25 protein-coding genes are annotated in these 25,106 nt (G+C 44.3%); 20 read left to right on the top strand and 5 right to left on the bottom strand.

Features of this window, described 5'->3' with window-relative positions; genetic code table 11:
* Positions 1-61: 61 nt before the first annotated feature.
* Positions 62-1,570: an aldehyde dehydrogenase (NADP(+)) gene (locus CCS02_RS15190; protein WP_100186692.1), complete on the top strand. Its 1,509-nt coding sequence runs from the start codon at positions 62-64 to the stop codon at positions 1,568-1,570.
* Positions 1,571-1,715: 145 nt separating this feature from the next.
* Here CCS02_RS15190 and CCS02_RS15185 read toward each other — a convergent pair whose 3' ends face one another.
* Both CCS02_RS15185 and CCS02_RS15180 read right to left on the bottom strand, forming a co-directional pair.
* Positions 1,716-2,660 (bottom strand): LysR family transcriptional regulator, encoded by a 945-nt coding sequence (locus tag CCS02_RS15185; protein ID WP_100186693.1) that lies wholly within the window; start codon positions 2,658-2,660, stop codon positions 1,716-1,718.
* Positions 2,661-2,793: 133 nt separating this feature from the next.
* Positions 2,794-3,804: an ABC transporter substrate-binding protein gene (locus tag CCS02_RS15180; protein WP_100637030.1), complete on the bottom strand. Its 1,011-nt coding sequence runs from the start codon at positions 3,802-3,804 to the stop codon at positions 2,794-2,796.
* A 568-nt stretch (positions 3,805-4,372) separates the two neighbouring features.
* On the opposite strand from CCS02_RS15180, the gene CCS02_RS15175 reads away from it, so the two are divergent.
* The 8 genes from CCS02_RS15175 to CCS02_RS15140 all read left to right on the top strand — a co-directional run bounded on the left by CCS02_RS15175 (position 4,373) and on the right by CCS02_RS15140 (position 11,647).
* On the top strand, positions 4,373-5,731 hold the full coding sequence (locus CCS02_RS15175) for an amidohydrolase family protein (RefSeq protein WP_100637029.1): 1,359 nt from the start codon (positions 4,373-4,375) through the stop codon (positions 5,729-5,731).
* A 63-nt stretch (positions 5,732-5,794) separates the two neighbouring features.
* Positions 5,795-7,039 carry a multidrug effflux MFS transporter gene (locus CCS02_RS15170; RefSeq protein ID WP_100637028.1) on the top strand — a complete coding sequence of 415 codons (1,245 nt, stop codon included), beginning with the start codon at positions 5,795-5,797 and terminating at the stop codon, positions 7,037-7,039.
* 99 nt (positions 7,040-7,138) lie between these two features.
* Positions 7,139-8,473: an MATE family efflux transporter gene (locus CCS02_RS15165; RefSeq protein WP_100637027.1), complete on the top strand. Its 1,335-nt coding sequence runs from the start codon at positions 7,139-7,141 to the stop codon at positions 8,471-8,473.
* Positions 8,474-8,553: 80 nt separating this feature from the next.
* Positions 8,554-9,396 carry an AraC family transcriptional regulator gene (locus CCS02_RS15160; protein WP_100637026.1) on the top strand — a complete coding sequence of 281 codons (843 nt, stop codon included), beginning with the start codon at positions 8,554-8,556 and terminating at the stop codon, positions 9,394-9,396.
* Between the two features lie 74 nt (positions 9,397-9,470).
* A complete protein-coding gene (locus CCS02_RS15155) occupies positions 9,471-10,055 on the top strand; it encodes a LysE family translocator (protein WP_100637025.1) in 585 nt (194 codons plus the stop codon).
* A gap of 150 nt (positions 10,056-10,205) precedes the next feature.
* On the top strand, positions 10,206-10,430 hold the full coding sequence (locus CCS02_RS15150) for a hypothetical protein (RefSeq protein ID WP_100186700.1): 225 nt from the start codon (positions 10,206-10,208) through the stop codon (positions 10,428-10,430).
* A gap of 74 nt (positions 10,431-10,504) precedes the next feature.
* Positions 10,505-10,906 carry a hypothetical protein gene (locus CCS02_RS15145; protein ID WP_157808003.1) on the top strand — a complete coding sequence of 134 codons (402 nt, stop codon included), beginning with the start codon at positions 10,505-10,507 and terminating at the stop codon, positions 10,904-10,906.
* A 105-nt stretch (positions 10,907-11,011) separates the two neighbouring features.
* Positions 11,012-11,647 (top strand): DUF305 domain-containing protein, encoded by a 636-nt coding sequence (locus CCS02_RS15140; protein ID WP_100637023.1) that lies wholly within the window; start codon positions 11,012-11,014, stop codon positions 11,645-11,647.
* 76 nt (positions 11,648-11,723) lie between these two features.
* Here the strand turns inward: CCS02_RS15140 and iadA are convergent, their stop codons facing one another.
* Positions 11,724-12,893: a beta-aspartyl-peptidase gene (gene iadA, locus CCS02_RS15135; RefSeq protein WP_232728888.1), complete on the bottom strand. Its 1,170-nt coding sequence runs from the start codon at positions 12,891-12,893 to the stop codon at positions 11,724-11,726.
* Positions 12,894-13,077: 184 nt separating this feature from the next.
* On the opposite strand from iadA, the gene CCS02_RS15130 reads away from it, so the two are divergent.
* From CCS02_RS15130 to CCS02_RS15085, 10 genes are all read left to right on the top strand, one after another.
* Positions 13,078-13,749 carry a GntR family transcriptional regulator gene (locus CCS02_RS15130; RefSeq protein WP_100637021.1) on the top strand — a complete coding sequence of 224 codons (672 nt, stop codon included), beginning with the start codon at positions 13,078-13,080 and terminating at the stop codon, positions 13,747-13,749.
* A 271-nt stretch (positions 13,750-14,020) separates the two neighbouring features.
* Entirely contained in the window at positions 14,021-15,040 is a 1,020-nt protein-coding gene (locus CCS02_RS15125; protein WP_100637020.1) for an amino acid ABC transporter substrate-binding protein, read from the top strand.
* Between the two features lie 97 nt (positions 15,041-15,137).
* Positions 15,138-16,271, top strand: a complete 1,134-nt coding sequence (locus CCS02_RS15120; RefSeq protein WP_100637019.1) for an amino acid ABC transporter permease — start codon at positions 15,138-15,140, stop codon at positions 16,269-16,271.
* 1 nt (position 16,272) lies between these two features.
* Positions 16,273-17,391 (top strand): amino acid ABC transporter permease, encoded by a 1,119-nt coding sequence (locus CCS02_RS15115; protein WP_100637018.1) that lies wholly within the window; start codon positions 16,273-16,275, stop codon positions 17,389-17,391.
* 12 nt (positions 17,392-17,403) lie between these two features.
* Positions 17,404-18,147: an amino acid ABC transporter ATP-binding protein gene (locus CCS02_RS15110; RefSeq protein ID WP_100186707.1), complete on the top strand. Its 744-nt coding sequence runs from the start codon at positions 17,404-17,406 to the stop codon at positions 18,145-18,147.
* 309 nt (positions 18,148-18,456) lie between these two features.
* Entirely contained in the window at positions 18,457-19,410 is a 954-nt protein-coding gene (gene corA, locus CCS02_RS15105; protein ID WP_100186708.1) for a magnesium/cobalt transporter CorA, read from the top strand.
* A 197-nt stretch (positions 19,411-19,607) separates the two neighbouring features.
* Complete coding sequence (locus tag CCS02_RS15100; protein WP_100637017.1) at positions 19,608-20,288, top strand: MotA/TolQ/ExbB proton channel family protein; 681 nt, start codon at positions 19,608-19,610, stop codon at positions 20,286-20,288.
* Positions 20,278-20,700 (top strand): ExbD/TolR family protein, encoded by a 423-nt coding sequence (locus CCS02_RS15095; RefSeq protein ID WP_072840788.1) that lies wholly within the window; start codon positions 20,278-20,280, stop codon positions 20,698-20,700. Before CCS02_RS15100 ends, CCS02_RS15095 begins: the two co-directional genes overlap by 11 nt.
* A complete protein-coding gene (locus CCS02_RS15090) occupies positions 20,697-21,128 on the top strand; it encodes an ExbD/TolR family protein (protein WP_072840787.1) in 432 nt (143 codons plus the stop codon). The genes CCS02_RS15095 and CCS02_RS15090 overlap by 4 nt, the downstream gene beginning before the upstream one ends.
* Positions 21,125-22,060: an energy transducer TonB gene (locus CCS02_RS15085; RefSeq protein ID WP_100637016.1), complete on the top strand. Its 936-nt coding sequence runs from the start codon at positions 21,125-21,127 to the stop codon at positions 22,058-22,060. The genes CCS02_RS15090 and CCS02_RS15085 overlap by 4 nt, the downstream gene beginning before the upstream one ends.
* Positions 22,061-22,174: 114 nt before the next feature.
* Here the strand turns inward: CCS02_RS15085 and mltA are convergent, their stop codons facing one another.
* The gene (gene mltA, locus CCS02_RS15080) at positions 22,175-23,362 is read right to left on the bottom strand and encodes a murein transglycosylase A (protein WP_100186711.1); all 1,188 of its coding nucleotides are present in this window, start codon (positions 23,360-23,362) and stop codon (positions 22,175-22,177) included.
* 143 nt (positions 23,363-23,505) lie between these two features.
* On the bottom strand, positions 23,506-24,084 hold the full coding sequence (locus CCS02_RS15075) for a DNA-J related domain-containing protein (protein WP_100186712.1): 579 nt from the start codon (positions 24,082-24,084) through the stop codon (positions 23,506-23,508).
* 110 nt (positions 24,085-24,194) lie between these two features.
* Between CCS02_RS15075 and CCS02_RS15070 the strand changes: the two genes are divergently transcribed.
* The gene (locus tag CCS02_RS15070) at positions 24,195-24,872 is read left to right on the top strand and encodes a zinc metallopeptidase (protein ID WP_100637015.1); all 678 of its coding nucleotides are present in this window, start codon (positions 24,195-24,197) and stop codon (positions 24,870-24,872) included.
* The last annotated feature ends 234 nt before the right edge of the window (positions 24,873-25,106 follow it).

The following is a 25,106-nucleotide window of genomic DNA, read 5'->3' as shown; positions in this document are numbered from 1 at the left end:
TAGGCTACTTCAGAGCTTAACTTAATGTGTTGAATTTCATTTATTAAAGAGAGGAGTGAGTATGTTAACGGGACAGCATTTTATTGCCGGTAAATGGGTAAAGGGCGACGCAACATTTTCTTCAACGCCTGCTACAGGACCTTCTCATGAATTTGCTGTTGGTCGCGTGTCTGATGTGGATGCAGCGGTAGAAGCAGCCGAAGCAGCGTTTGAGGAGTTTGGCTATTCCTCTCGTGAGGATCGCGCGGCTTTTCTAAATGCCATTGCTGACGAAATCGATGTGCTAGGCGATCAAATTACTGAAGTCGGCGTACAAGAAACCGGTTTGCCAGCAGCACGCTTGCAAGGCGAACGCGGTCGTACAACAGGGCAACTTCGTTTGTTCGCTGAGCGTATTTTATCAGGTGAATACTTAGATCGTCGGTTTGATGAAGCCTTGCCAGATCGCGCACCATTGCCACGTCCAGATATGTACATGGTACAACGTCCTATCGGCCCAGTTGCTGTGTTTGGTGCGTCTAACTTTCCATTGGCGTTTTCAACAGCTGGTGGCGATACCGCAGCGGCTCTAGCGGCAGGTTGTCCTGTTGTGGTGAAAGGACATTCTGCTCATCCGGGAACGGGCGAGCTTGTGGCGCAAGCGGTTGAGGCCGCGATAAAACGTTGCAAGATGCCAGCGGGCGTTTTTTCCTTGATCCAAGGCGGTAACCGTCAAGTTGGTCAAGCTCTAGTTCAGCATCCGTTAATTAAAGCGGTTGGTTTTACTGGCAGCTTGGCTGGTGGTCGTGCCTTGTTTGACTTGTGTGCGGCACGTCCAGAGCCGATTCCTTTCTTTGGTGAACTGGGTTCTGTGAACCCAATGTTTGTGATGCCAGAAGCTGTTAAAAATCGTGCTGAAGAATTGGGCAAAGGTTGGGCAGGCTCATTAACCATGGGTGCTGGACAGTTTTGTACCAACCCAGGTATTGCGGTGATGCTGGATAACGCAGACTCAAAAGCCATGATAGCTGCAGCGAGTGCAGCTCTATCCGAAGTCGCAGCACAAACCATGCTTACTGATGGTATTGCGGATGCTTATCGTTCTGGTGTGGCGGCGATTGAGAAAACCGGTATTCAGGCCGTTGTGCGTTCGGCAGATACAGAAGATCGTACCGCACGACCAAACTTGTTCACGGTAGCAGGTCAAGCGTGGTTGGATCATCCAACATTGCATCACGAAGTGTTTGGTCCTCTTGGCTTGGTTGTTTTAGCAGATAGTGTTGAGCAAATGGTCGAGCTTGCTCGTCATTTGGAAGGTCAGCTGACGTGTACCATTCACCTTGATGAAGGCGATTATGCAGCGTGTCAGAAACTCCTACCTGTATTGGAACGTAAAGCAGGGCGTTTGCTAGCAAATGGTTTCCCGACTGGTGTTGAAGTGAACGATACCATGGTGCATGGCGGCCCTTATCCAGCGTCGACAAACTTTGGTGCAACCTCAGTCGGCACCTTGTCGATTCGTCGTTTCTTGCGTCCTGTTTGTTACCAAAATATTCCAAAAGCATTGTTACCAAAAGATCTAGCTGGCTAGTTCTTATGTGTTGAATGAAATTTATCGATTTTTATTGAAAGAAAGCCCAGGCGGGTTGTTAAGCGAGTTCGGTTTTGAAAGCAACCGACTCGCTTTTTTTTCAGTTTTTTTGTGGTTTATTTCGAGAAGATTAACAACGAGTTATTTACGCGTTGGTAGGTTTCTGTTCCAGTTCGGCAAGCACCAAACGCTTGAGCTGGTTGGCAAGAGGGGATAACTGGCGGCCGCGCATTTGCAATAAATAATAAGGGCTCATGACAATTTTACGGTCTAGTTTGAGTGCTTTTAGATCGGCTTTCACTTTATGACCAACCAACAAGTCACTCACTTCTCTGGCCATAGGCGCTATGGCGTTGGAAGACACAAGAATGGCAATTAAGGCTAGTAAAGACGTACTGTTGGTGATGCTTAATGGCAGCTCGGCACGTTCTTCCATGAAGGCCGCTTCGACCGCTTCACGTATTGGTGCTCGGTGAGATTGCATGACCCATTCAAAGTGCGCTAAGTCGCGAATTTTGACGGTATCTAAACTGGCCAATGGGTGATCTTTGCGAACCATTAGCGTGACGGATTCTGTACGAGCTGGGTAAATTTCAAACTCGTTGGCATCGTATTGTTTGGGAATTCGCGCGAGGACAAAGTCATTATGTCCGGCAATTAAATCCCGCACCAAAATATCACTGGTATCAACATTGATGTCAATCTCGGCTTTTGGGGCGATGGCTCGCAATTGCTGGATAGCGGGAATTACAAAGCCGACTGCGGCGCCTGTTACTGCACCGATGGCCGTGGTTCCGCCGCCGCCTTCTTTTAGTTCGCCTACTTCACGGGCAAGATCTCGCAGCTCAACCAGAAGATTGTGCGCACGACGTGCAACAGCTTGACCTACCAGTGTTGGCTCCATGCCTTTGGCATGGCGAATAAATAAACGTGTCCCAATAGTTTGTTCAATTTCACTCAGCATACGTGACGCGGCAGGCTGTGTCATCGCCATTTCATCCGCAGCGATGCCAAGTTGACCATGCTCTGAAATGACCGAAATCAAGCGCAACTGATTGAGTTTTAAATGCTTGGCCAGACCTATGTCCATATCGACCTCTGTTGTTATTATTTAATCAGGCTATATTAGCGTAAAATGATACGAAATGTTTTTAAAATCAATAAAAAAGCCCAAATAAATGGGCCTTTTAAACGTCTTCTATTTCATGAAATTATGGTATTAATTAAGGAATAAATTGACGATTTATAGCTGACTCTGGATCAAAACTGTCGACAGAAATGTTCTGCGCTTTGGCTGTCCATTTCCATGTGGTGGCGAGTCGTTCTTTGGTAAATGCGCCGTAGCCATCTTTATCGCTGACTGCGTTATAAACTAAGGATTTGATTGAGTTAATAGTGTCTGTCGCAGTGCTTGCATCGACTTCTGGCACCATGTCATGAACGATCCGCCCGCTTTCTTCTGGATGCTCCCAAGTATATTCAATGGCTTTTTGATAGGCTGCAACAAAGCGTTTGGTTGTGTCTGGATGTTTATTGAGAAAGCGATCAGATGCAATGATAGAAGTGGAGTAAAACTCTAATCCGGCATCGTACCAAGGTAGTACTCGCAAGGTTTGGCCTGCACTTTTAGCTTGTAGTTGATAAATCACCGTGTCAGTTACCCACGAAATAACCACGTCGGTGTTACCGGAAAGTAACATTGGGTTTAAGGCGCCAGCGTCTGCTTTCATCAATTTTATGCTGCTTGGATCAACGCCATTCACGTCTAACAGCAAAGGTAAGAAGACATTTGAAGAAGTATAAGGTGAGGTTGCAATACGTTTTCCTGCGACGTCTTTGACATTCTTAATATCTGAGTTAGAAGGCACAAAGAAAGCATGGGGAGCTTTACTGAAAACCGAATAAATCGCAGAAACAGGCACATTGTTTTGAGCTTTTGCCATTAACAGTGCGACCAAGTCGGACAAACCTAAATCGGCATTGCCGGTGGCGAGTTTGCTAATGGCGTCGGTGGAGCCTCGGCCACTGGCAACAGTTACGTCTAAATCGGCGTCTTTGAAAAAGCCTTTTTTGATGCCCACATAAATCGGCGCTTTATCACCACCCGGTAGCCAATCAAGCTGAAACTTCACTTCATCAGCTGCGAACACGGTACTGCCATTTAAAGCTGTAAATGCCATGGCCCCAGCTAGACATAGATTACAAAATAGGGATGTTTTTAGTTGGTTGTTCATTGTTTTCTCCATGCTTCATCATAGATTCGGCTTTTCTTTTTTAAGCAAGCCAAACTCAGTCACTGAAACAACCACAAAGAAAACCAGATGAGGAAAGAGCGAGAGGACTGGGTACACAGTCGAGTTAGATTGAAACGGCTGTCACTTCCCTTTCGACATCCTCTTTGGGTTGTCGACAAGGCAGTGAGCAATGCCCGAACTTGGTTTGTTGGAACTCGACACCAAATTTGACCGCTTCTACTCATTGCGTCACGCAAACTATTTGCGCTATTTATAACTAAGCAACAAGCAGGCCAAATATATTTGTCTATAAATTCAGCAATTTTGTGGCTTTACGTTCTTGGTCATGCACTTGAATTGGGCGTGTTGCGGTCTCGTCGCACCATAAATATGATTAATAGCATGCGAAATATGATGATTGGTTCGTGCTTGCTGTGTGCTCATTGGCGTTGTGCAGACTGGTATAGGGTTTGCTTGTTGATCTAGTTAAATTGTATGTGAAATAAAGAGTAGAAGCGGTTAAGCCTTGCGGCCTGGACATTGCTCTTTCCTAAAAAAGGAGAGTGTTATGCCCCAGTATTTAATCCGCCAAGCCAAAGCGGTTTTTGGTTATGAGCTTCCTCAAGATATTCGTACCAAAGATGGCGTAATTTCAGCCATTGCTCCTACACTAAATCGCGAGCCTGACGACGAGTTAATAGACGCGTCTCATTGTGTGGTTTATCCCGGTTTTGTGAATACTCACCATCACCTTGCTCAGTCGATACTAAAAGGCATTCCAGCGGGTTTGAACCAAGGGCTAGGGGAATGGCTTGCCAGTGTTCCCTATCGTTTTTGGCCACAAATTACGCCAGATTTAATGTATGTCGCGGCGAAGTTAGGTCTTTATGAACAGCTGCGTTCTGGCGTAACAACCTGCGCGGACCACCATTATTTGTACCATGCGAGCACCTCGCCTGAGTTGGAAGACGCCGTTTGGCGTGCGGCGGAAGATTTAGGTATTCGCTTAGTTTTATGTCGTGGTGGCGCAACGGTGCAAGGCAGTCATAAAGGCATGCAAGACAGTGGCATCGTGCCCGAATCATTGGATTTGTCACTGGATCGACTTGATGCTTCCTACAGGCGTTATCATGACGCTAGCCCATTCAGCATGCGACGCTTGGTCGTCGCGCCTACCAGTTTGGTTCACACCTCGCCAGCCGAAGATTTACGTAGTTATGCTCAATGGGCAAAAGCGCGTAAATTGCTGCGTCATTCGCATCTATTGGAAGTGTCTTTCGATGAACAAATGGCGCAACAAAATTTCGGCATGAGCGCGATTGATTACGCCGCCCATTGTGATTGGTTAGGTGAGGATGTGTGGTTCGCTCACTCGGTGCAAGCGGATGCTCATGCCATTGAATTGCTGGCGCAAACCAAGACTCGAATTGCCCATTGCCCTACGTCAAATTGTCGACTTGGCAGTGGCATAGCCCCGATTCTGGCGATGGAAAAGGCGGGCATGTCAATTACCCTTGGTGTGGATGGTTCCGCGTCCAGTGAGAATGCTTCTATGCTGCAAGAGTTGAATTTAGCTTGGCTGCTGCATCGTATTCAGGGCGGGCCAGCAGCCACGAATGTAGCGCAGGTGCTTAAATGGGGGACCCAAAACGGCGCCGATCTTTTTGGGCTGAAAACGGGGCAAATAACAGAAGGCTATGCTGCTGATTTAGTCTTGTACTCTCTTGATGCACCGCGTTTTTCTGGCGTACACAGCCCATTAGAAGCGCCGATCTTATGTGGTGAACCGGCGCTGATTAAACACAGTTTTGTTAATGGTAAGCAAGTGGTTGAAAATGGCCAAGTGCTGGGTGTGGATGAAGCCGAATTAATACAGGACGTAAAAGCGGCTGTGCTGGAATTGTTAGCGAAATCGCCTGTTAATTGATTGCGAGATATTGAAAGAGACGAGTAAACTACTGATCCATTTTGCTAATCGCTAAGGAAAGTGATGTCACTTTTAAATTCACAGCAGACCATTGAAACTCAGGTAAAGCGTTTGCCAGAGAGAGAATTAGTGGCGCTGTTCGCTTTGATGATGTCTCTCACGGCGTTGAGTATGGACGCCATGTTGCCGGCTTTTCCCAATATTGCTGAGTCTTTAGCGATTGTGGATTATCAGAAAACCCAGTGGATCGTGTCGGCGATGATTCTGGGTATGGTGTTTGGCGAGATTCTTTTTGGTCCTTTGTCTGATGCGATTGGTCGCAAGAAGAGTATTCTGCTCGGCATTAGTATTTATATTATCGGTTCCGTGGTTGCTTTGTCAGCGTCGTCTATCGAGGTGTTTTTGCTGGGTCGTATGATCCAAGGTTTTGGTGTCGCTGGGCCAAAAATAGCCTCTCGAGCCTTAATTCGAGACATGTACAAAGGCGCGGCAATGGCGCGCATTATGTCGTTTGTGATGATGGTGTTTATCTTGGTGCCCTTGTTGGCTCCAAGTGTTGGGCAGTTGGTGTTAAAAGTAGCGGATTGGCGTTGGATTTTTGCTTTGCTGATCGCGCAAGCGGCGATTGCTGGTGGTTGGTTATTACTGCGTCAGCCAGAAACTCTATTGAAAGAAAATCGCATCCCGCTTAATCGAAAGCGCTTAATTGCCGATGTTCGAGTGATATTACGTCGTCGTGATGTGATGGCGTTCACCGTTTTGTTGGGCTGTATTTTTGGTGGTTTGATGCTGCACATTAGTACTGCACAATCGATTTTTCAGGATGTGTATAACACGGGAGATCGTTTTCCTTTGTTCTTTGCCATGTTGGCGATTGGTTCTTCTATTATCAATTTTTCGAACGGTAAAATTGTCCTGCGAGTAGGAATGTTGCGCTGTGTTATTGGTGCTTTGAGCGTGTTGTTATCGACCGCCTTTATTCTGCTGCTCGCTGCTTTGTTCTTCGATGGCGTACCGCCTTTTGCGCTCTTTATGGCCTTGGGTATGGTGATGTTTTCCTGCTTTGGCATGGTGTTTGGTAATGTTAATGCCATGGCAATGGAGCCGTTGGGGAGCATGGCTGGACTGGGCGCGTCGTTGATTTCGTCTTTATCGAGCATGATCGCGATTGTTCTGTCGACAATAGCAGGGCAGTTTTACAACTTCACCGTCATACCGTTAGCAAGCGGTTTTGTTATCTTTTCCCTCATTGCTTTATTCATGCTGTGGTATGGATACAAGTACAGCCAGCGTTATGCTGAAGAATGAGATTTTTCATCGCATCGTTTGTTTGGTGAAGGCGAGTGTCATTCAGTTGTCAGTAAAGTAGGTTAGAATATAGGCTCAGTTTTTAGTATGAGCACACCTATGTCCTCCCAAGTACCTTCATCTCCTTCCTTAGCTAAGCAACTTTTTTCCATGACATGGCCAATGATGTTTGGTGTTTTGTCGTTGATGAGTTTTCAGCTGGTGGACAGTGCTTTTATCGGGCAGTTAGGTCTTTTGCCTTTGGCTGCGCAGGGGTTTACCTTGCCGATTCAGATGATTGTGATTGGTCTGCAAGTGGGCTTAGGCATTGCGACAACGGCGATTATTTCTCGTGCCTTAGGCGCAGGGGACAAGCGTTATGCCAAGCAATTAGGCGGTTTGGTGCTGATGATGGGAAGCGTGGGGATTGCTTTCTTTAGCGTGATCATTTGGTTGTTACGTCATCCTATTTTGGCGTTATTGAGTGCGCCAGATTCTGTCTATCCTATTATTGATTCATATTGGCCTCATTGGCTGCTTAGTGCTTGGGTAGGGGCGTTAATCTATTTTTACTACAGCATTTGTCGTTCCAACGGCAATACCTTGCTGCCTGGTATTATGATGATTGTTACCAGTGTGCTGAACTTGGTGCTGGATCCTATTTTCATCTTCACTTTTGATCTTGGCTTGAACGGTGCTGCTATGGCGACCACGTTGGCGTTTGGCTTGGGTACCTTGATTGTTGCACCTAAAGTGGCTCGTAAACATTGGATTACCTTTGATTGGCAAGATCTAAACATCGCTAAAAGCTTGGGGTCTATAGGTCATATTATGGGGCCTGCGATGATCAGCCAGTTGCTACCGCCAGTTTCTTCTATGTTGGCGACTAAACTTATCGCAGGGTTTGGCACGGCCGCGGTGGCGTCTTGGGCATTGGGCTCGCGTTTTGAATTTTTCTCTATTGTTGCCGTGTTGGCGCTGACTATGTCCATGCCACCAATGGTCGGGCGATTGTTGGGCGAAGACCGTTTGGACGATGTGCGTTACGTGGTGCGTTTGGCGTGTCGCTTTGTATTGTCGTTTCAGTTGGTGATCGCAGTGATTACTTTTTTCATCTCGGGCGTGTTGGCAAACTTGATGACCAGCGACGAAGAAGTCTCGACGATCTTACATTGGCATTTGATGATAGTGCCGGTGAGCCTTGGTTTACTTGGTATATGCATGTTAATGGTGTCTATCTCTAACGCCTTGGGGAAATCCTATACTGCGTTGACGATATCCGCCTTACGATTGTTTGCTTTCTTCTTACCTTGCTTGTGGGTTGGCTCGGAACTTGCTGGACTCAAAGGACTTTTCTTCGGTGTCCTGATTGGCAATATACTTGCCGGTATTTGTGCTTGGTACATGTATCGAAGAGCGCTTGAGCAGGTCGAGAAAAAGCTGAATAAGATCTAATTCCGCAATATCGTCCAATCTTTTCTGTTTGTCATTGGTTAGTCTATTGTTATGGATTGGGCTAGTTCCGAGAGGGTGTGATGTCGACAGAAAATCGTTTTCAGTTTGCTAAAAGTGCAGTCCTTGATGAGATCATGTTGCTGGAAGCCTCTATGAGCGATTTTTCTTATGGTACTCATGCCCATGAGGAGTTCTCTTTCGGCGTAACTTTATCGGGTCGCCAAGACTTCTTTGCTTTGGGCGAACATCACAAGAGTCATGCTGGCAATGTGATTGTGTTTAATCCTGAAGATGCTCACGATGGTCATTCCGGTGCTGACGACCCGCTTCACTACAAAATGCTTTATGTTCATCCTGACCAATTAAGTCCTATGCTTGAAAGCGCAGGCGTTCATCGCGCGCAAGACTTTCGTATCGAACATCCAGTGCAAAACGATACTGTGCTAAAAACGCATATTTTACGTTTGGCGGCTTTAGTGGAAAGTTCGTCAACGTCTGCATTGGAATACACGTCTGCGTTGTTTGAATTTGCGGAATATTTAGCGCGCCAAAAGGGAATTCAGCGCTCTGTTAGTCTAGTTAAGTCCAAACGTCGCACGAAAGATCCTGTCTTTGAGCGAGTACGCGACTATTTACATGCTCATGTAGGGGAAGAAGTGTCTCTCGATGAGTTAAGCCAATTGGCGCATATGTCTAAGTATCATTTGTTGCGTTGCTTCCGTGATTATTTCGGTATGACGCCTCATCAATATTGGCAAAATTATCGTATTAATCGTGCTAAAGAAGCGCTTGAACTGGGGATGCCATTGGCCGATGTGGCGTTTACTTTTGGCTTCACAGATCTGAGTTACTTTAACCGTCGATTCAAGCCCATGTTTGGGCTCACCCCTTACCAATTTAGGCGTACATTGCTGCGTACCTAGCAGCAACACTCGCTCGATATTTAACTCTTTTTACTATTACTTCTTTTAATCAAATATCCATTTGAGGGATTCCTATGTTCGAAATACTCATCTACGCCTTTGGTGTTATGTACAGTCCTGGCCCTGCGAATATGCTGGCGCTTTTTGCTGGTGTGAACGGTCAGGGTTGGCGCGCTTTTCTGTATTGTGTGGGCGTAGGGCTTGCTATGTTGATCTTGTTCTTACTTATTGGCTATGTAGGTGGCGAAATCATTCCCAAAGAATACCAATCGCTTATTGCCATATTGGGAGGAATTTATATCGCCTATCTTGGTGGGAAAATCCTGCAAGCGAGCTTTCAGTCTGCAACGATGAAGGCTAAAAATACAGAGGTGAGTTTTAAAACAGGGCTGATATTACAGCTTTGTAATCCTAAAGCTTTAGTCGCAATCGTGCCTATTGTCACTGTGCAATTTCCTCGAGAGCACATAAATGGCTGGCAAATCGCTGTATGGTCATTTGGGCTGGCTGTAATGGCTTGCGGGGCGCCGAGCGTTTATTTAATAGCCGGTTTCTGTCTTAAAAAAGCCGCGATGAACCCCAAGATAATGGCATGGGTTAACCGTATTATGGCGCTGTTGCTATTCTATGTTGCCTATCGATTTATTGTTAATCCGTAAAACACACAGAATATCTAAGAAAATACCATACAGATCGCCTGTATTGTTGTCTGTGTGTCTTTTTAATGATCTGTCTGCGTCTGTTTGATTGCTATTAATGTGCTTAGTATTGTTCGCTCACATACATCTAATTCGGCAAACGAGGTTGATATGATCATTATTGCGTTACTTAAGCATTTTTCTAGTTGTTTTGAGCGCTACAAAACGCGCAGAAAACTCAGCGCGCTGTCTCATGATTTACGCAAAGATCTTGGCATCATGCAAGATAGCTTCGAAGCGGAAGTTGGCAAAGGTAATGTGTTTACTTTGATCAAAGAGTTGAGTGCTTTTTCAAAAGTAGAGGCCGTCAAAAAGAGTCGTGTTCAAGGGGAGTAATTCGTTGTAGCGATGTTTGTCGATTTCGAATTTGAGGAGTATGCTGCTCAGATGTTTTTAATAGGTTTGATGATGTGTTGAAGGTGCCGCGAATCGTTTGGATTATGATGTGTTGTTTGTCTGGGTTGTGGCTGTTTTTATCCGCTTCGACACAGGCGACTTCTTATGCATCTTTGTCCTATACGAATTCTTCGCACGCGGCGCATCAGAACATTGCGTCAATGTCTCAGTTGTCATTATCTCAGTCGTCAATGTCTGATATGAACCTTGCTTCTGCTTCGCATGATCATGCTAAAAACATGAGTTACTCTGATTGTGTTGATCATTGCGCTTTGGCTGTTTTACCACCTTTATTGTTACTATTGGCCATTACGGTTATTTACTGGCCAGCTTTGTCGTTGATTGAAAAATGGCGACATAATTTATTAGAACTGATCACTCCTCCTCCCCGTTTATCTTCGTTAATTGCGAGTTAGCTGTTTATTTAACAGCACCCAATATCACTGATGATCTTAGCGCTATTCATAATGATGAATAACGTCTGAGCTGTTTGTAAATACTCAATAACGTGAGATAAAACCATGACACTTTTTAAAAAATATTTTTCTGCTGCAGCGATGCTAACTGTGAGTTTGGCGATTGCTGGCTGTACTGCTTCGTCATCAACGGACGATATGGACCATCATCAAATGGATCATTCGGAGCATGCTTCTCAGTTTATGCAAGGCAACCAGCAAATGATGATGGATATACATTCAACGGAACTGACCGGTGATGTTGATTACGACTTTGTGGTTGGTATGATTCCTCATCACCAAGGTGCGATTGATATGGCGACGCAGTTGCTTGCATCAGCGCAAATTTCTGACAAGTTAAAACCTTTGGCGGTTAATATTGTGGCGGCGCAATCGAGCGAGATTGCATTTATGCGAGATTGGCTTGCAAGCCATGGGAAAGCGAGACCATCCGCTGACGCTGAGAAAATTAAAGCAGCGTATGCAGCTATTAATGCAAAAATGATTTTGGATATGAATCAATTATCAGCAAGTGGTGATGTGAATCGTGACTTTGTAGCGGGCATGATCCCACACCATGAAGCGGCTGTTGCCATGGCAAATGTACTTCTAGAGTTTAGTCATGATCCAGCGCTTATAAAAATGGCCAAAGCAGTTATTAGCGACCAAAATCGTGAAATCGCCTTCATGCAGCAGTACTAAGCGCCTCCTTGATAAATAATCACTCCCATAACCCCTCCCGATAATGCTATTGGGAGGGGTTATTTTTGAGGAATTCTTAGTCCTCAAATGTGCCTTTTATTTGTGTTACGCCATCTTTTACGTGACAAACGCCTTTAGCAAAGGTGTGTTGTATGTCGAGGTTTTCATCAAGGATCAAAAAGTCAGCGTCCTTTCCTAACGATATTTCCCCTTTTTCACTGGCTAACCCAAGGCATTGAGCTGGTGCTTGAGTGAAAGGAATTACCGCGTCAGTGATCGACATATTTTCGACCTGAATCATTTCTTTTAGCTGATAGAGTAAAGAGCCAAATCCCGCTACTTTTAGACCAATCAGCTCGCGTTTTTCATTGAATATTGGCACAGAGCCATTGCCATCAGAGCTAATACAAACTCGGCTAGTATCAATGTTTTGTGCTTTGCAGCGAGTGAGGAACGTGGATGCTTTAACGCTGCCTGTCGCACCTTTGTCTGGGTTGATGCCAGCGGTCAAATCAACAAAACCACCTTGCTTCAACCATTCCATACCTTGATCTGCCAGTAATTCGGTGCGATTGACGTGAGTCGGGATGAACTGAGAAACTGGAATGTCAGATTGTTCTACTACCTCAAACAGCGGGCCAAAGCCTTTCTGGGAATTGCCAAGATGTACGACCACGCGACCACACTTTCCAGAAATAAGACCCGCAACACGGGCTTCTGAAGCCATGCGAGATAGTTCTTCGATTGTTGGTTGTGAAGATCGATGGTCGGAAAGGGCGGTTTTTAAGCCAATGACTCTGTCGATAAAAACAATATCTCGCTGAATTGATTGAGTAATTGTTTCGGTTGGAACCTTGTAGCCCCCAGTAAACATATAGGCGCTTACACCTTCAGTTGTCAGGGCTTTTGCTTTAGCGTATAGGCTTTCATTGTGGCGCGTTGCACTGTCTGTTCCCAATAAACCAACAACCGTGGTAATGCCTGCTCGTGTTAAATGACTGAGTAACACTTCGGGTGTACGGGTGTGATAGCCGCCTTCACCACCGCCACCAATCAAGTGCACATGACCATCGACAAAACCAGGGATGAGAGTTTGTCCTTGTGCATCAACAATATAGATATCAGCGATGCCTGTGATATCTAAATTGCTTTCTATCTTTAAAATTTTGCCCGCAGCGATCAAAATATCTTTGATACCAAGTGCTTCTGGTGCATACACATTTGCATTTTTGACGAGAGTGAACATATATAAAACCATAATGGATACATTTTATTGGTGTTTTTATATTAAATGAATACATTAATCAAGTTTCTATCGTTGTATTTCTATCGTCTACAGTCGCAGATATGATGACTCTATGTTAAAATCTTGTGCATATTTTATGCGGTTTTATTTAGAAACCTCATTAAACTCAATTAGATAGGCTTTCATGAGCGAAAATAACAAACAAAAAGCAGTACTGTCGGTTACGGAAGACATACGAGCTAAGATCTTGGATGGTACTTATCCTGAAGGCATGGCTCTTTCGCAAGTGGATATTGCCAGTACTTATCAAGTTAGCCGCACGCCAGTGCGTGAAGCCTTGCAGATACTAGCTGGAGAAGAGCTGGTTGAAATTCGCGATACAGGTCGAGCAACCGTTACGACAATATCGCCTGAGAGCTTTCTTGAAAAATGTGAGCTTAGAGCTTTAATTGAAGTGAAATTGCTAGAGTTATCGATTCCTTTAATGGGCGCGGAAGACATTGCAAAAGCCCGTGAAATCAATGAAAGTCTGAAGAAATGCGCGCCAGAAGAGTGGACGCCATTGAATTATCTATTCCATGAAGTCTTATATAAACCCGCCAATCGTCCGTTGATGCAAAATGTGATTAAAGACCTACATCATCGCCATTACGCGCGCTTAAAGTCTTTTATTTTGAGTCACCGTAATACGCCGCGCTCATTGCGCGAACACGATGAATTGATAGATCGATGTGAACGCCAAGACATAGAAGGTGCTTGTTACGCGCTGGAAAGTCATATCATGATGAGTGCTTATGCACTGGCCGAACAGTTAAAATCACAGCAATTAAAACGTCGTCAAACCGCTTCACTTTAAACCTTCCAGTATCAACTGCATGTATTTTCTCGATGGCCTTTTCAATAGTCTTCTTAGGGATTTTCTTTAGGAAGGCATTGTTATTCATCTACCAAACTTCTTGTGCCTATACTCCTTATTTGGGTTTACCCTTATCTTATTTTGAGTCAAGTGTGTTCTAAATTCTGTAATTAGCTTGAATTTATGTATCCATTTATTCATTATTGACTCTTGATATGTATCCAAAGTATTCTTTGTTTGTCACATCGGAACTCAATATAGGATTACAACAATGAAAAAACTAATTGCGACTGCGATCATTGGTGCTGGGGTTTTATCCGCTAGTGCTTCTGTTTACGCAGCGGACAAGCTAGAAGAAGTAAAAGCACGTGGTGTTATGAAGTGCGGTATCCATCCTGGTAAAGCGGGTTTTTCAACACCTGATACAAAAGGTAATTGGACTGGATTGGATGTTGAGCTTTGTAAGGCTGTTGCTGCGGCTGTATTTGGCGATGCCTCTAAAGTTGAGTTCATTACAATGAACTCGCGTAACCGTTTGACGGCTTTAGTGACAGACGAAATTGATATGTTGGCGCGTTCTACCACTTTCACCGCAACGCGTGATGGCTTGAATGGTGTTGATGTCACTACACCTTGGTTCTATGACGGCCAAGCCTTGATGGTTAAAAAAGAATTGGGTGTGAACTCGATTGAAGAATTAGACGGCGCGACTATTTGTACTTACCCAGGTACGACGAGCGAGAAAAACATTAACGACTACTTTGAGTCGCGTGGTTTAAGTTATAAAGCACTCATCGTAGAGGGTAGCGCAGAATCTACCGCTGCTTATCTAGCGAATCGTTGTGATGCAGTGACCAATGATGCTTCAGCACTGGCGGCTGATCGCCAAGGTATGCCAGATCCATCAGCAAACGTCATTTTACCTGAGCGTATTTCTAAAGAGCCACTTGGTGCTTATGTCAAACAAGGCAATGATGAATGGCGTCAAGTCGTCACTTGGACAGCAATGGCATTGATTGAAGCAGAAGAGCAGGGCATTACTCAAAGTAATGTCGATGAAAGACTAAAAAGCACAAAACCTGATGTTATGCGCTTACTTGGCACTGAAGGTAGTTTAGGTAAGAACTTTGGCTTGGATGATAAATGGGCTTACAACGCCATTAAAGCAGTAGGCAACTACGGCGAAATCTTTGACCGTAACTTAGGTAAGGATTCCGCGCTTAAGTTTGATCGCGGCTTAAATAACCTTTATACCAAAGGCGGTCTGTTATACGCCTACCCGTTCCGTTAATCATAATTTGAGCCAGTTTGCCCTTAGGTAAGCTGGCTTTTCATTGTCATTAGCGTTTTAAAGCTCCACTTGTAAGCATCATCTATGGCAGTTGTTTATGCATTCTTTTTTATATAACCGAAAAGTTCGAGACACTCTGATACAGCTCGTATTTTTTGCAGTCATTTGTTTTGGGATTACCTATCTTGCCCTAAATGCTGCGACCAATATGCGCGATGCGGGTTTGACTAGCGGCTTTGATTTTCTCTTTCAGCGTGCTGGCTACGATATTAGCTATAGCTTGATACACTATGATCCAAAAACCTCTACGCATTTAATGGCGTGGGCAGCGGGCATGGTCAATACGGTTGCGTTTGCCGTTGTGGCTATCTTGCTAACGACTGTGCTGGCTTTGTGTTTGGCGATTATGCGTTTGTCGCAGAATTTCTTATTGTCTAAAGTGTCTCTTTGCCTTGTTGAATATGTTCGTAACGTACCTATTTTGGTACATATTTCAGTTTGGTATACCTTGTCGTTGATGTTGCCGAGTGTGCGTCAGGCGTTTAATTTTGGTGATGTGTCGTTTCTTTCAAATCGCGGTTTATCCATTCCTAGCGTTGAATGGAATTACGGTCTGCTGGCATCTTTAGTCTTTGCTGTGTTATGGATTGCATTGTGCTTTTGGGCCAAAAAAAGAGTCTCTACAACTGGACGACGTATTGTCTCTGTGCTGCTGATGACCGTCGTTTTGGTGGTGTTGGCAAGCCTCGTATTTACGCCCGTTATTAGCTTTACCGCACCTAAATTAGTTGGCTTCAACTTCAAACATGGTTGGACGCTTCCTCCTGAATTCATAATGCTTATCATCGCAGTGAGTACTTACTCTGCGGCGTATGGTTCAGAAGTCATTCGAGGCAGTATTTTGGCTATTTCAAAAGGGCAAATGGAAGCCGGTTTAGCGCTTGGCGTTAAACATAATGTGGTGATGAATAAGGTGATTATTCCGCAAGCACTGCATTCTATTATTCCACCAATGACGTCTATTTATATCAACGTATTAAAAGCCGCTGCATTGGGTTCGGTGGTTGGCTTTATGGACATTATGGGCACCATGGGTGGCAGTAGTTTAAACATTACAGGCCAAGCCATTGAGTGCATCGTGATCGTGATGGTGAGTTATGGGGTTTTGAACCTGATACTGGCGGCCATTATGGGACGTTTCAACAAAGCTATGCAGTTGAAAGGGCGATAAGATGAATCATCAAGCGAGCATCGAAAAAATAACCGGTAAGCCGATTGAAGCGAGAGCAAAAAAATCGACTCCTTTAAGCTTTAGCCGAGTTGTTGTGTGGATAAAACGTAACCTTTTCAATACTTGGTTAGACAGTTTAGTCACTTTGGCCATTATTGCACTCTTGTGTTTACTGTTGCCAAAAGCTTTAGAATGGCTGTTTTTCTCTGCCACCTTTAGTGGAACAAGCCGTGCGGATTGTGCTCCGGGCGCTGCGTGTTGGATTCCGATCCGACAATACATGGATTATTACATCTACGGACCTTTTCCTGAGTCTGAGCAATGGCGAGTGAATTCGGCATTTGCTGTGGGGCTTTTTGCCTTTCCTTTATTGTTTAGCCAACGAATCCCACAAAAATGGATCGTGGTTTATATCCTCGTTTTGCCTGTAGTGCTTTGGTTGTTGCTAAAAGGTGGCTTCATCTTTGAAGACATTTCAACCAGTGCGTTGGGTGGCCTGACGCTGACCTTCTTCTTGGGCATTATTGCCATGTGTTTATCATTGCCTGTGGCCATTCTTTTAGCCTTGGGCCGACGTTCACAGTTGCCTATCTTACGTTGGGCTTGCACCGGCTACATCGAGATTATTCGTTCTGTACCTGTGATTACCTTCTTGTTCATGGCGTCTTTAGTGTTGCAGCTTTTCTTGCCAAGTGGTGTGTCTATTGACGTATTGTTCCGAGTCTTGTTCGTGCTGATTTTCGTTTCGGCTGTGTACAAAGCAGAGATCATTCGTGGTGCGATCCAAGCAGTGCCAAAAGGTCAAATTGAAGCATCCTATGCGATGGGCTGTGGCTACTGGAAAACTATGGCGTATGTAGTTATGCCGCAAGCATTACGTAATTCAGTCCCTGCGCTAATTACTAACTTCATTGGTTTATTTAAAGAAACCACCTTGGTGATGATTCTTGGTTTATTAGAAGTGATGGGCGCAATTAATGCGACTTTTCATAACGCGGAATGGCTTGGTCTTCATGCAGAAGGTCCAATCGTTATTTCGGCGTTTTTCTTCATCGCTTGTTTTTCTATTGCACAGTACGGCGCGCATCTAGAGCGACGTATCAAACGCACAAAACATTAATTGGAATGCATTATGTCTGAACAAACAGTAGTAAAGCTGGATCAAGTTAATAAATGGTACGGTAAATATCATGCGCTGCGCGATATCGATTTAGCAGTAGCCAAAGGCGAAACCATCGTAATTTGTGGACCTTCTGGTTCAGGGAAATCCACCTTGATTCGTTGCCTTAATAATTTAGAGCAACACGACGAAGGAGATATCACTATTTGCGATATCACCATCCGTGACAATGTTAAAGACATTGAGAAAATTCGTCGTCATACGGGGATGGTGTTTCAGCACTTTAATCTTTTCCCCCATATGACGGTGCTAGATAACTGTACTTTTGGTTTACGTCATGTGTTGGGTATGTCAGTGGCACAGGCGAATGAAGTCGCGCGTGATTTACTTAATAAAGTGAAAATCGGTGATCAAGAGCAGAAGTATCCAGGCCAACTGTCAGGTGGTCAGCAGCAGCGTGTTGCCATCGCCAGAGCGCTAACTATGTCTCCTGACATTATGCTATTTGATGAACCAACCTCAGCACTTGATCCTGAAATGATTTCTGAAGTGCTGGAAATTATGCGCTCATTGTCGAAAGACGGTATGACAATGATTTGTGTAACTCACGAAATGGGTTTTGCTAAAGAATTTGCGGATCGAATTGTCTTCATGGAAGCGGGCAGTGTGATTGAGATATCGCCGCCAGAAGAATTTTTCGTGAAGCCAAAAACAGAGCGGGCCAAAGTTTTCTTGGATCAAATTCTAGCGCATTGATTTTTTTGGTTTTAGCAATGAACTTTAAAGTTTCTTATCCAACTCGATAAGAAGTAGACCATCTCCTCCCAGGGAAAAGGTCTTTTTTGGGGCAATTCAGCTTAGTCTGTATTGCCTCTTTTTTTTGCTTAGTGATTTGTCACAGACGTGAGATATAACCTAGGTATAATGGTGGCCATCGTAACATCGTGTAATGGTTTCCAATACATCACCAAAAATACATCCACCACATTTATTTTGTGGGTTACGAGTCGTGCCAAATAACATGATTAGGCTGAAATAAGGTACCGAGTATATCGAGGAAGTAGCATGCTAAAATTTTTTAAAATCAGAAACGGGTTGATTCAAGAAGTTTCCAAAGAAGATGAGAATCTTACCACCCTTCAAAAAGAGGCGAATTGGATTGACGCCGCGGAACCTGATGACGACGATCGATTACAGCTTAAGGCGTTGTTGAGAACCGATCTTCCTGAATCTGATGATGTCGAAGAGATAGAAGCGTCCGCACGTTGTTTTGTTGACCAAGCGGGTATCCATGTCCACTCTTTGTTTTTAAATCAAACAGAAGGGCGCCATAAAACCTCAACTGTTGCCTGTATCTTGCAGCAGGACAGGCTAATCACCATTCGTGAAACAGAACTAGCAGACTTTAGATTATTACGAATGCGTGCGCGTCGGGGGCAAATTGCTGTTGATTCGCCAGCTCATCTTTTAGTCACATTACTTGAAAATAAAGTTGAGAATCATGCAGATGCTTTAGAAGATTTACACCGACAATTAGAAGAGGTAAGTCATCTAGTGCTTGAAGATAATGAGTCGGAACTGGATGTCATTATCGAAAAACTGGCGCGCTTAGAAGACAGTAACGGGAAGATTCGCCTGTGTCTGATGGACACACAGCGCAATATCTCATTTCTGTTGCGACACTTGCCTAATAGACAAGATTATTCAGAAACGCTGCGTGAAGTTATGCGTGACGTTGAAACCTTGATGTCACATACGACATTCTTGTTTGATAAAATTAACTTCTTGATGGATTCGACTCAAGGTTTTATTAACATTGAACAGAACAAAATCATCAAGATTTTCTCTATTGCATCTGTAGTGTTTTTACCGCCGACATTAGTTGCCAGTATTTACGGGATGAACTTTAAAATCATGCCAGAGCTGGATTTAAGTTTTGGCTATCCTGCAGCGCTGGGGTTGATGGTATTTTCTGCGTTTGCGCCTTATTGGTATTTTAAACACCGAGGTTGGTTATAAGCCGCCTATATTTTAGTGTCTGTAAAACTGCATGATCATGCTGACCTTGGCATGATTATGCAGCCTTTCCTGTAAGTATTTATTGTTACTGCGCCTTATCAATTCTCCATATCTTTCTATTTGAACATTTATTTATTGAAAATGCGGTTGAGAATGACTATTATTTGACTGATGTTTTTTATTCATTGGAGAAGATTGTGGAAGATTCAGTTCAGCAGAAAATTGTCGACTTTTTGCAGGTCGGTGGGCCTGTCGTTTGGATACTGATGGTATTTTCTGTCGTTGCTCTGACAATTGTCTTGTTAAAGCTATGGCAGTTTTCCTCACTTCGTGCAGAGAGCCTTAAAACAAGTAATTTAGCCTTAGATCAATGGCGCAATGAAGAAAATGGCGAAAAAGCGCTTGAGATACTAGATGAAAAGCGTCCTATTGATGCTTTAGTGGGTTACACAATGCGCGCTTTATTAGCGACAAATACCCAAGCAGATTTGATTCGTGAAGAAGTTGAACGTCGTGCGATGAACCAGCTAAACCAGCTGCGCTCTTATCTTCGTCCTTTAGAAATTATTGCGACCTTGAGTCCGTTGTTAGGTTTGCTAGGTACGGTATTAGGTATGATCACAGCTTTCCAGCAAATGGAAGGTGCGGGAAATCAAGTTGATCCGTCGGTGTTATCTGGCGGTATTTGGCAGGCATTACTGACAACGGCTGTTGGTTTGGCTGTAGCGATTCCGGTAGTGACATTGCACAGTTGGCTAGAACGTAAAGTAGAACGTATTGCTCATAATATGAACGATGCAGTTACTCAAGTATTTACCAGTAAACAGGCTAAAAAATTAGTTAAAAAGGCCGACGAAGAGTTGTTACATGCCGCTTAATCTGTCCCAACCTAAACGTAAGAATGCAATCAGCTTAACACCATTGATTGATGTGGTATTTATCTTGCTGTTGTTCTTCATGTTGACTTCAAGTTTTGTGCCTTGGCGCATTGTAGATACACCTTTATCGGTGGCATCCGATGTTCAAAATCCGCCACAGGAAAAAGACAACCTTATTTTGACCTTGAAGCAAAATGATGATCAGGTTTGGGTTGACGGTCAAGCAGTTAGTTTCTCCGATCAATCTCGTTTTCAAACGCTCGTAACAGATCATAACGAGGGTGTTTTTATCATCAAAGCGGAAGATGGCGTCACGTTACAGACCTTGATGCATCTTGCAGATCGCTTAAAACTAAATGGTGCAAAAACCGTATCTATTGCGAATGCTTTTGCTATGCCGGAGACGAAATGAAAATAGGCGAAAAATACGCCGCGAGAAACGCCAGCAGCGATGACAACATGGTGCCACTGATTAACGTGGTGTTTCTGATGTTGGTGTTTTTTATGGTTGCTGGGCAAATTCAAAAAGCGGATCCGATTGCAGTGATTCCTCCTCAATCTATCAATGATAACCGTGCAGCAACCGACCCAAATATTGAAATTGTTTTGGGTGCGGATGACAGCCTTTATGTCGATGATAAATTGTTTGCGGTAGAGGATGTTCAAGCATATCTAGAGCAACAATTTACCTCAGCTCCTAATAAAGACGCTTTCTGGGTACAAATCAAAGCCGATGGTGCCATTTCACTAGAAAAGCTACGTCCGGTGTTTAATCAGGTGCGTTTAGCGGGGCTTACTAAGGTTAGCTTGGCAACACAGCTAGAGCGAGGAAACAAATGATTCCCAAGCGTCATTGGATTATTGCTGGTGGTCTGGCTATTTCTGTTCATGCTGGTGCCTTCTATGCAGTATTTTATGCTCCAACAGTAGGTAGTCAGTCTGCGGGCTCTCAGGGTATTGAGTTTGATCTTGGTATGGTTGGTGATCTTGGTGCTGCAGCACAAACCACAGCTGCTCAAGAAGAAGTGAAAGAAGTTGAAGAAACGGTAGAGGAGCCGATTGAAGAGGTTCAAGAGGAGGTTGAACCGGAAGTTGAACCAGAAGCAGAAGTTGAGCCAGAGCCAGAGCCAGAGCCAGAGCCAGAGCCAGAGCCAGAGCCAGAGCCAGAGCCAGAGCCAGAGCCAGAACCTATTATTGAACCAGAACCTGTGGTTGAACCTGAAATTATTAAAGAGCCAGAACCGGTTGAAGTTAAGCAGGAATCGCCAATTGAAGTAAAAAAACCAGAGCCTAAGCCCGAACCTAAGCCGAAACCCAAGCCCAAGCCAGAGCCAGAGCCAAAGCCAGAGCCAAAGCCGAAAAAAGAAGAGCCTGTAGTAAAAGCAGCTCCTAAGCAGGTTGCACCGCAATCAATGGCTAACCAGAAGGCAACAACAGGAAGTTCGAACTCGGCAACAAGTGGTGGTAATCCAGGTGCTAAGGCAAACTATTTTACACAGTTAAAATCGGTATTGGCCCAGAATAAACGTTATCCAAGAGCATCCCGTCGTCGCAATGAAGAGGGCGTTGTTTCCTTGTCTTTTGTTGCTCACGCGGATGGTTCAGTATCTGATGTGAAAATCACAGAAAGTTCAGGTCATAAACGTTTAGATGATGCGGTATTAGATATGATCAAGCGCTCGACACCTTTGCCTAAATTCTCAAAGGACATGTCGGAAACCGAGCTGCGGATTAACTTACCGGTTTCCTTTAAGTTAAGTGACCTTATGTGATGAGTTAGTCAGGTCATAGGTTTGAATGATAAAAAAACGCCGCACTTTAGTAATTAAAGTGCGGCGTTTTTGCTTTTCTATTTTCAAAGTGAGACTACTTTTTAAAGAATAAACTTATTGAGCGATGAGTATCTTTGGGGTCGGGTTTTGCGGTAGCAGTAACCAAACCTTGCCAAAATGCTTTAGCTGACCTGCATGAAAGTGTGCTTCTTCTCCTATGCCTTGGTACCAGTCAATATGCCCCGGTCCTTTAATCGCACCACCTTTATCTTGTGCTAATAGCAGGCGGAATTCATGGCCGACTAAATTGCCATAGGTGTCTAGCTTCGGAACTTGAGCCAATAGAATCGAGCCAAGCGGAATCACTTTTGGATCAACTGCAGCTGAATACAAAGGCGTTAATGGCACGTTAGCGGCACCAACTGGGCTTTGTGGACCTTCGCTAAAAAACAAATAACTCGGGTTAGTGGATAGAATTTCACGATTACGTTCTGGGTGATCACTTAGCCATTGGCGAATGCTTTGTGCTGAAATATTGGCTCGATCAATCTCACCCCTCTCAATAAGTTCTTTTCCTAAGCTGCGATAAGCATGGCCGTTTACACCGCCCCAAGATAAGAGTTTGCGCTCGCCATTCTCATACTCGACTACGCCAGAACCTTGCACGTGCAAGAAAAAATTATCGACTAAACTGGAGGTATAGGCAATTTCTAATCCCTGCCCTGCGAGAGCATTTTCAAAATCTATTTCTTCGCGAGAAGGGTATTTTCCTTCGGCATTTCTTTGTACCGGTTTGCGGTAAAGTGGATAGCGATACACTTCATCTGGTAAGTGTCGAACTGGTAACACAGGCACATAATAGCCCGTGATTTGCACGTTGCCTCTTTGGTCTTGTCCCGCCAATTGATGGGCTATTAGCTGCGGCTGTTGTGCTGGATTTTGCAGCCAGTTGTTAATTTCTTCCGCGACGATTTTCAAATCGGCAACGCTGGTTTGCGTATTTTCAAGGACGAAATCTTTATCGCCAATGCGGTTCAAGTACTTTAGTTGTTGCTGTAAACCACTTTCGAAACTCGCGTCAGGCATTGGTAAGCCCGGTGGCAGGCTTTCTTTTAAATATAGCGTCTCACGTTTCAGTGCTGCTATGTCTCGGCCATTGTTTTCGAAGTCATTGGAACTATCGATCTCGTTAACACTGCAGCTGCTAAGCAGGGTAAAAGAAATGAGGCAAAGTGGACGAATTAGGAAACGGTGATGTGTTTTAGGCGGTAAAAGGTGTCGTAAAAAAGAAGAAAAAATCATAAGCCCTGTTTCTATAAAATGAATCGGTAAAATAATAAAAGGTCGAGTTTTGACCACAAATAAAGAGCGAGGTTCATCTTGAGTTTTTATAGAATCGAAAGCAATGATTGCAGAGGAGTTTTACACTTTGCCAGCATCAGATGTTAGAACATCAAGTATTCATAGGCTTGCCTGAGTCCAATGAACGCATCTTGATCGCCGCCTCTGTCTGGATGATGTTTTTGGGCCAGCTTGCGATACTGTTGTTTTATCGTTGCTTTGGTTGGGTTGCTACTGTCGATTTGTAGGGTTTTAAGTGCAGAGTCTCGGTTACCAGGTAAACTAATGCCTTTGTAGAAGCTATTGAGAAGGCGAGAGACTTCATCCTCATCGGTTTTTTCGTATTCTTCCCAGTCTAGGTAGTAAGCGGCTAACTTTGCGTCTACGCTGTCGTTTAAACTGGTACTAGCAGACAATTGGATCTCTGATGCGCTAAGTAGATGGATTCGAAGTGCACTGATGTTTAACATCAGGTTTTCTTCTTGCCAAAGGCTGCTTTGTAATTGATACAAAGCATTCATGATAAGAAAATGCTGGCGAAATAGCTGCAAGTTGGCATCGTCGGCAAGCTTGCTAAATTCTGGTAGCTGATCTTTTAACGCTTTTAGTATGTCAAACTCACTCATACCATTTGGGTGGTTTTTGAGGATCGCGAGAATCGGACCAACTAAAGGATTTTTCATATCTAGCTCGTATACTTTAGGTATTTATTACAGTGTATGTGATGAACCTAAAAAGGGTCAAAGTTGAGCCGGATATTTTTTGTTAACTTGGATAGTAGAAAGACAACGTTATGTTATGGATTGTTGGTATTGCCATTGCTTTGTTATTGCTAGTTGGGCCAAATTTATGGGTAAAGTTTACTCTTAAACGCTACGCCACCGACCGTAAAGACTTGCCGGGAACGGGCGGCGAACTAGCAACTCATTTAGTAAAACGCTTTGAGCTAACAGATGTAAAAGTAGAGCAAACTCAAGAAGGTCATGACCATTTCGACTTTGGGCAACATGCGGTTCGTCTGAGCCCAAGCGTGCTTAATGGTCGATCCTTAACCGCCGTCGCTGTTGCTGCTCACGAAGTAGGGCATGCCATTGCTCATGAGAAGAAACAAAAAATCTCTCATTTAAGCTCACGTTATTTACCTTTTGCTCATGGCGCGAGAAAGATTACAGCAGGTTTATTAGTCGGTTGGCCGCTGATTTCTGTGCTGCTGCATTTGCCTTACGCCGTGGCGCTACATGCGCTGGTGGTTGGCATGTCAGGTTTATTAGCCGTGCTGGTACAAGTCGCGATACTGCCGGAAGAATGGGACGCTAGCTTTAACAAAGCACTACCTATTTTGAAAGAAGGCAACTACATCCCACAGGAAGATCTACCCAAAGTGAAGAGAATCCTCACCGCCTGTGCCATGACCTACGTGGCCGCTGCTTTGATTAAAGTCTTGTTTGTTTGGCGTTGGTTTAAGCGATAACTTCTTTTTTGCCTCCGCCTCGTAGGTCGGATGAGGGAGGCACGACCGTAATCCGACGTGTTGATGTAAGTCACGCCTTCATGCCGACATCTCACGTCCTCACAAGACTCGAACCAAACGGCGTTTCTCTTCGAAACTACCGCCTACCTCATCAAAACGCCGTTTGGTTCTCGCTATAATTACAGTTATCCGCTTTTTACTGGTAGAAAGTAAATAAGCATTTTAGTATCAATT

This window comes from Marinomonas sp. ef1 (genome assembly GCF_002806845.1).
GTDB lineage: Bacteria > Pseudomonadota > Gammaproteobacteria > Pseudomonadales > Marinomonadaceae > Marinomonas > Marinomonas polaris.
The sequence above is the reverse complement of the archived record's forward strand: the minus strand, read 5'-3'. Positions and strand labels throughout refer to the sequence as shown.

What these genes read in the sequence shown, in the direction of transcription:
- CCS02_RS15190 (WP_100186692.1), top strand. Translation starts at nt 62, where the DNA reads ATGTTAACGGGACAGCATTTTATTGCCGGTAAATGGGTAAAGGGCGAC.
- CCS02_RS15185 (WP_100186693.1), bottom strand. Translation starts at nt 2,660, where the DNA reads ATGGACATAGGTCTGGCCAAGCATTTAAAACTCAATCAGTTGCGCTTG.
- CCS02_RS15180 (WP_100637030.1), bottom strand. Translation starts at nt 3,804, where the DNA reads ATGAACAACCAACTAAAAACATCCCTATTTTGTAATCTATGTCTAGCT.
- CCS02_RS15175 (WP_100637029.1), top strand. Translation starts at nt 4,373, where the DNA reads ATGCCCCAGTATTTAATCCGCCAAGCCAAAGCGGTTTTTGGTTATGAG.
- CCS02_RS15170 (WP_100637028.1), top strand. Translation starts at nt 5,795, where the DNA reads ATGTCACTTTTAAATTCACAGCAGACCATTGAAACTCAGGTAAAGCGT.
- CCS02_RS15165 (WP_100637027.1), top strand. Translation starts at nt 7,139, where the DNA reads ATGTCCTCCCAAGTACCTTCATCTCCTTCCTTAGCTAAGCAACTTTTT.
- CCS02_RS15160 (WP_100637026.1), top strand. Translation starts at nt 8,554, where the DNA reads ATGTCGACAGAAAATCGTTTTCAGTTTGCTAAAAGTGCAGTCCTTGAT.
- CCS02_RS15155 (WP_100637025.1), top strand. Translation starts at nt 9,471, where the DNA reads ATGTTCGAAATACTCATCTACGCCTTTGGTGTTATGTACAGTCCTGGC.
- CCS02_RS15150 (WP_100186700.1), top strand. Translation starts at nt 10,206, where the DNA reads ATGATCATTATTGCGTTACTTAAGCATTTTTCTAGTTGTTTTGAGCGC.
- CCS02_RS15140 (WP_100637023.1), top strand. Translation starts at nt 11,012, where the DNA reads ATGACACTTTTTAAAAAATATTTTTCTGCTGCAGCGATGCTAACTGTG.
- iadA (WP_232728888.1), bottom strand. Translation starts at nt 12,893, where the DNA reads ATGTTCACTCTCGTCAAAAATGCAAATGTGTATGCACCAGAAGCACTT.
- CCS02_RS15130 (WP_100637021.1), top strand. Translation starts at nt 13,078, where the DNA reads ATGAGCGAAAATAACAAACAAAAAGCAGTACTGTCGGTTACGGAAGAC.
- CCS02_RS15125 (WP_100637020.1), top strand. Translation starts at nt 14,021, where the DNA reads ATGAAAAAACTAATTGCGACTGCGATCATTGGTGCTGGGGTTTTATCC.
- CCS02_RS15120 (WP_100637019.1), top strand. Translation starts at nt 15,138, where the DNA reads ATGCATTCTTTTTTATATAACCGAAAAGTTCGAGACACTCTGATACAG.
- CCS02_RS15115 (WP_100637018.1), top strand. Translation starts at nt 16,273, where the DNA reads ATGAATCATCAAGCGAGCATCGAAAAAATAACCGGTAAGCCGATTGAA.
- CCS02_RS15110 (WP_100186707.1), top strand. Translation starts at nt 17,404, where the DNA reads ATGTCTGAACAAACAGTAGTAAAGCTGGATCAAGTTAATAAATGGTAC.
- corA (WP_100186708.1), top strand. Translation starts at nt 18,457, where the DNA reads ATGCTAAAATTTTTTAAAATCAGAAACGGGTTGATTCAAGAAGTTTCC.
- CCS02_RS15095 (WP_072840788.1), top strand. Translation starts at nt 20,278, where the DNA reads ATGCCGCTTAATCTGTCCCAACCTAAACGTAAGAATGCAATCAGCTTA.
- CCS02_RS15090 (WP_072840787.1), top strand. Translation starts at nt 20,697, where the DNA reads ATGAAAATAGGCGAAAAATACGCCGCGAGAAACGCCAGCAGCGATGAC.
- CCS02_RS15085 (WP_100637016.1), top strand. Translation starts at nt 21,125, where the DNA reads ATGATTCCCAAGCGTCATTGGATTATTGCTGGTGGTCTGGCTATTTCT.
- mltA (WP_100186711.1), bottom strand. Translation starts at nt 23,362, where the DNA reads ATGATTTTTTCTTCTTTTTTACGACACCTTTTACCGCCTAAAACACAT.
- CCS02_RS15075 (WP_100186712.1), bottom strand. Translation starts at nt 24,084, where the DNA reads ATGAAAAATCCTTTAGTTGGTCCGATTCTCGCGATCCTCAAAAACCAC.
- CCS02_RS15070 (WP_100637015.1), top strand. Translation starts at nt 24,195, where the DNA reads ATGTTATGGATTGTTGGTATTGCCATTGCTTTGTTATTGCTAGTTGGG.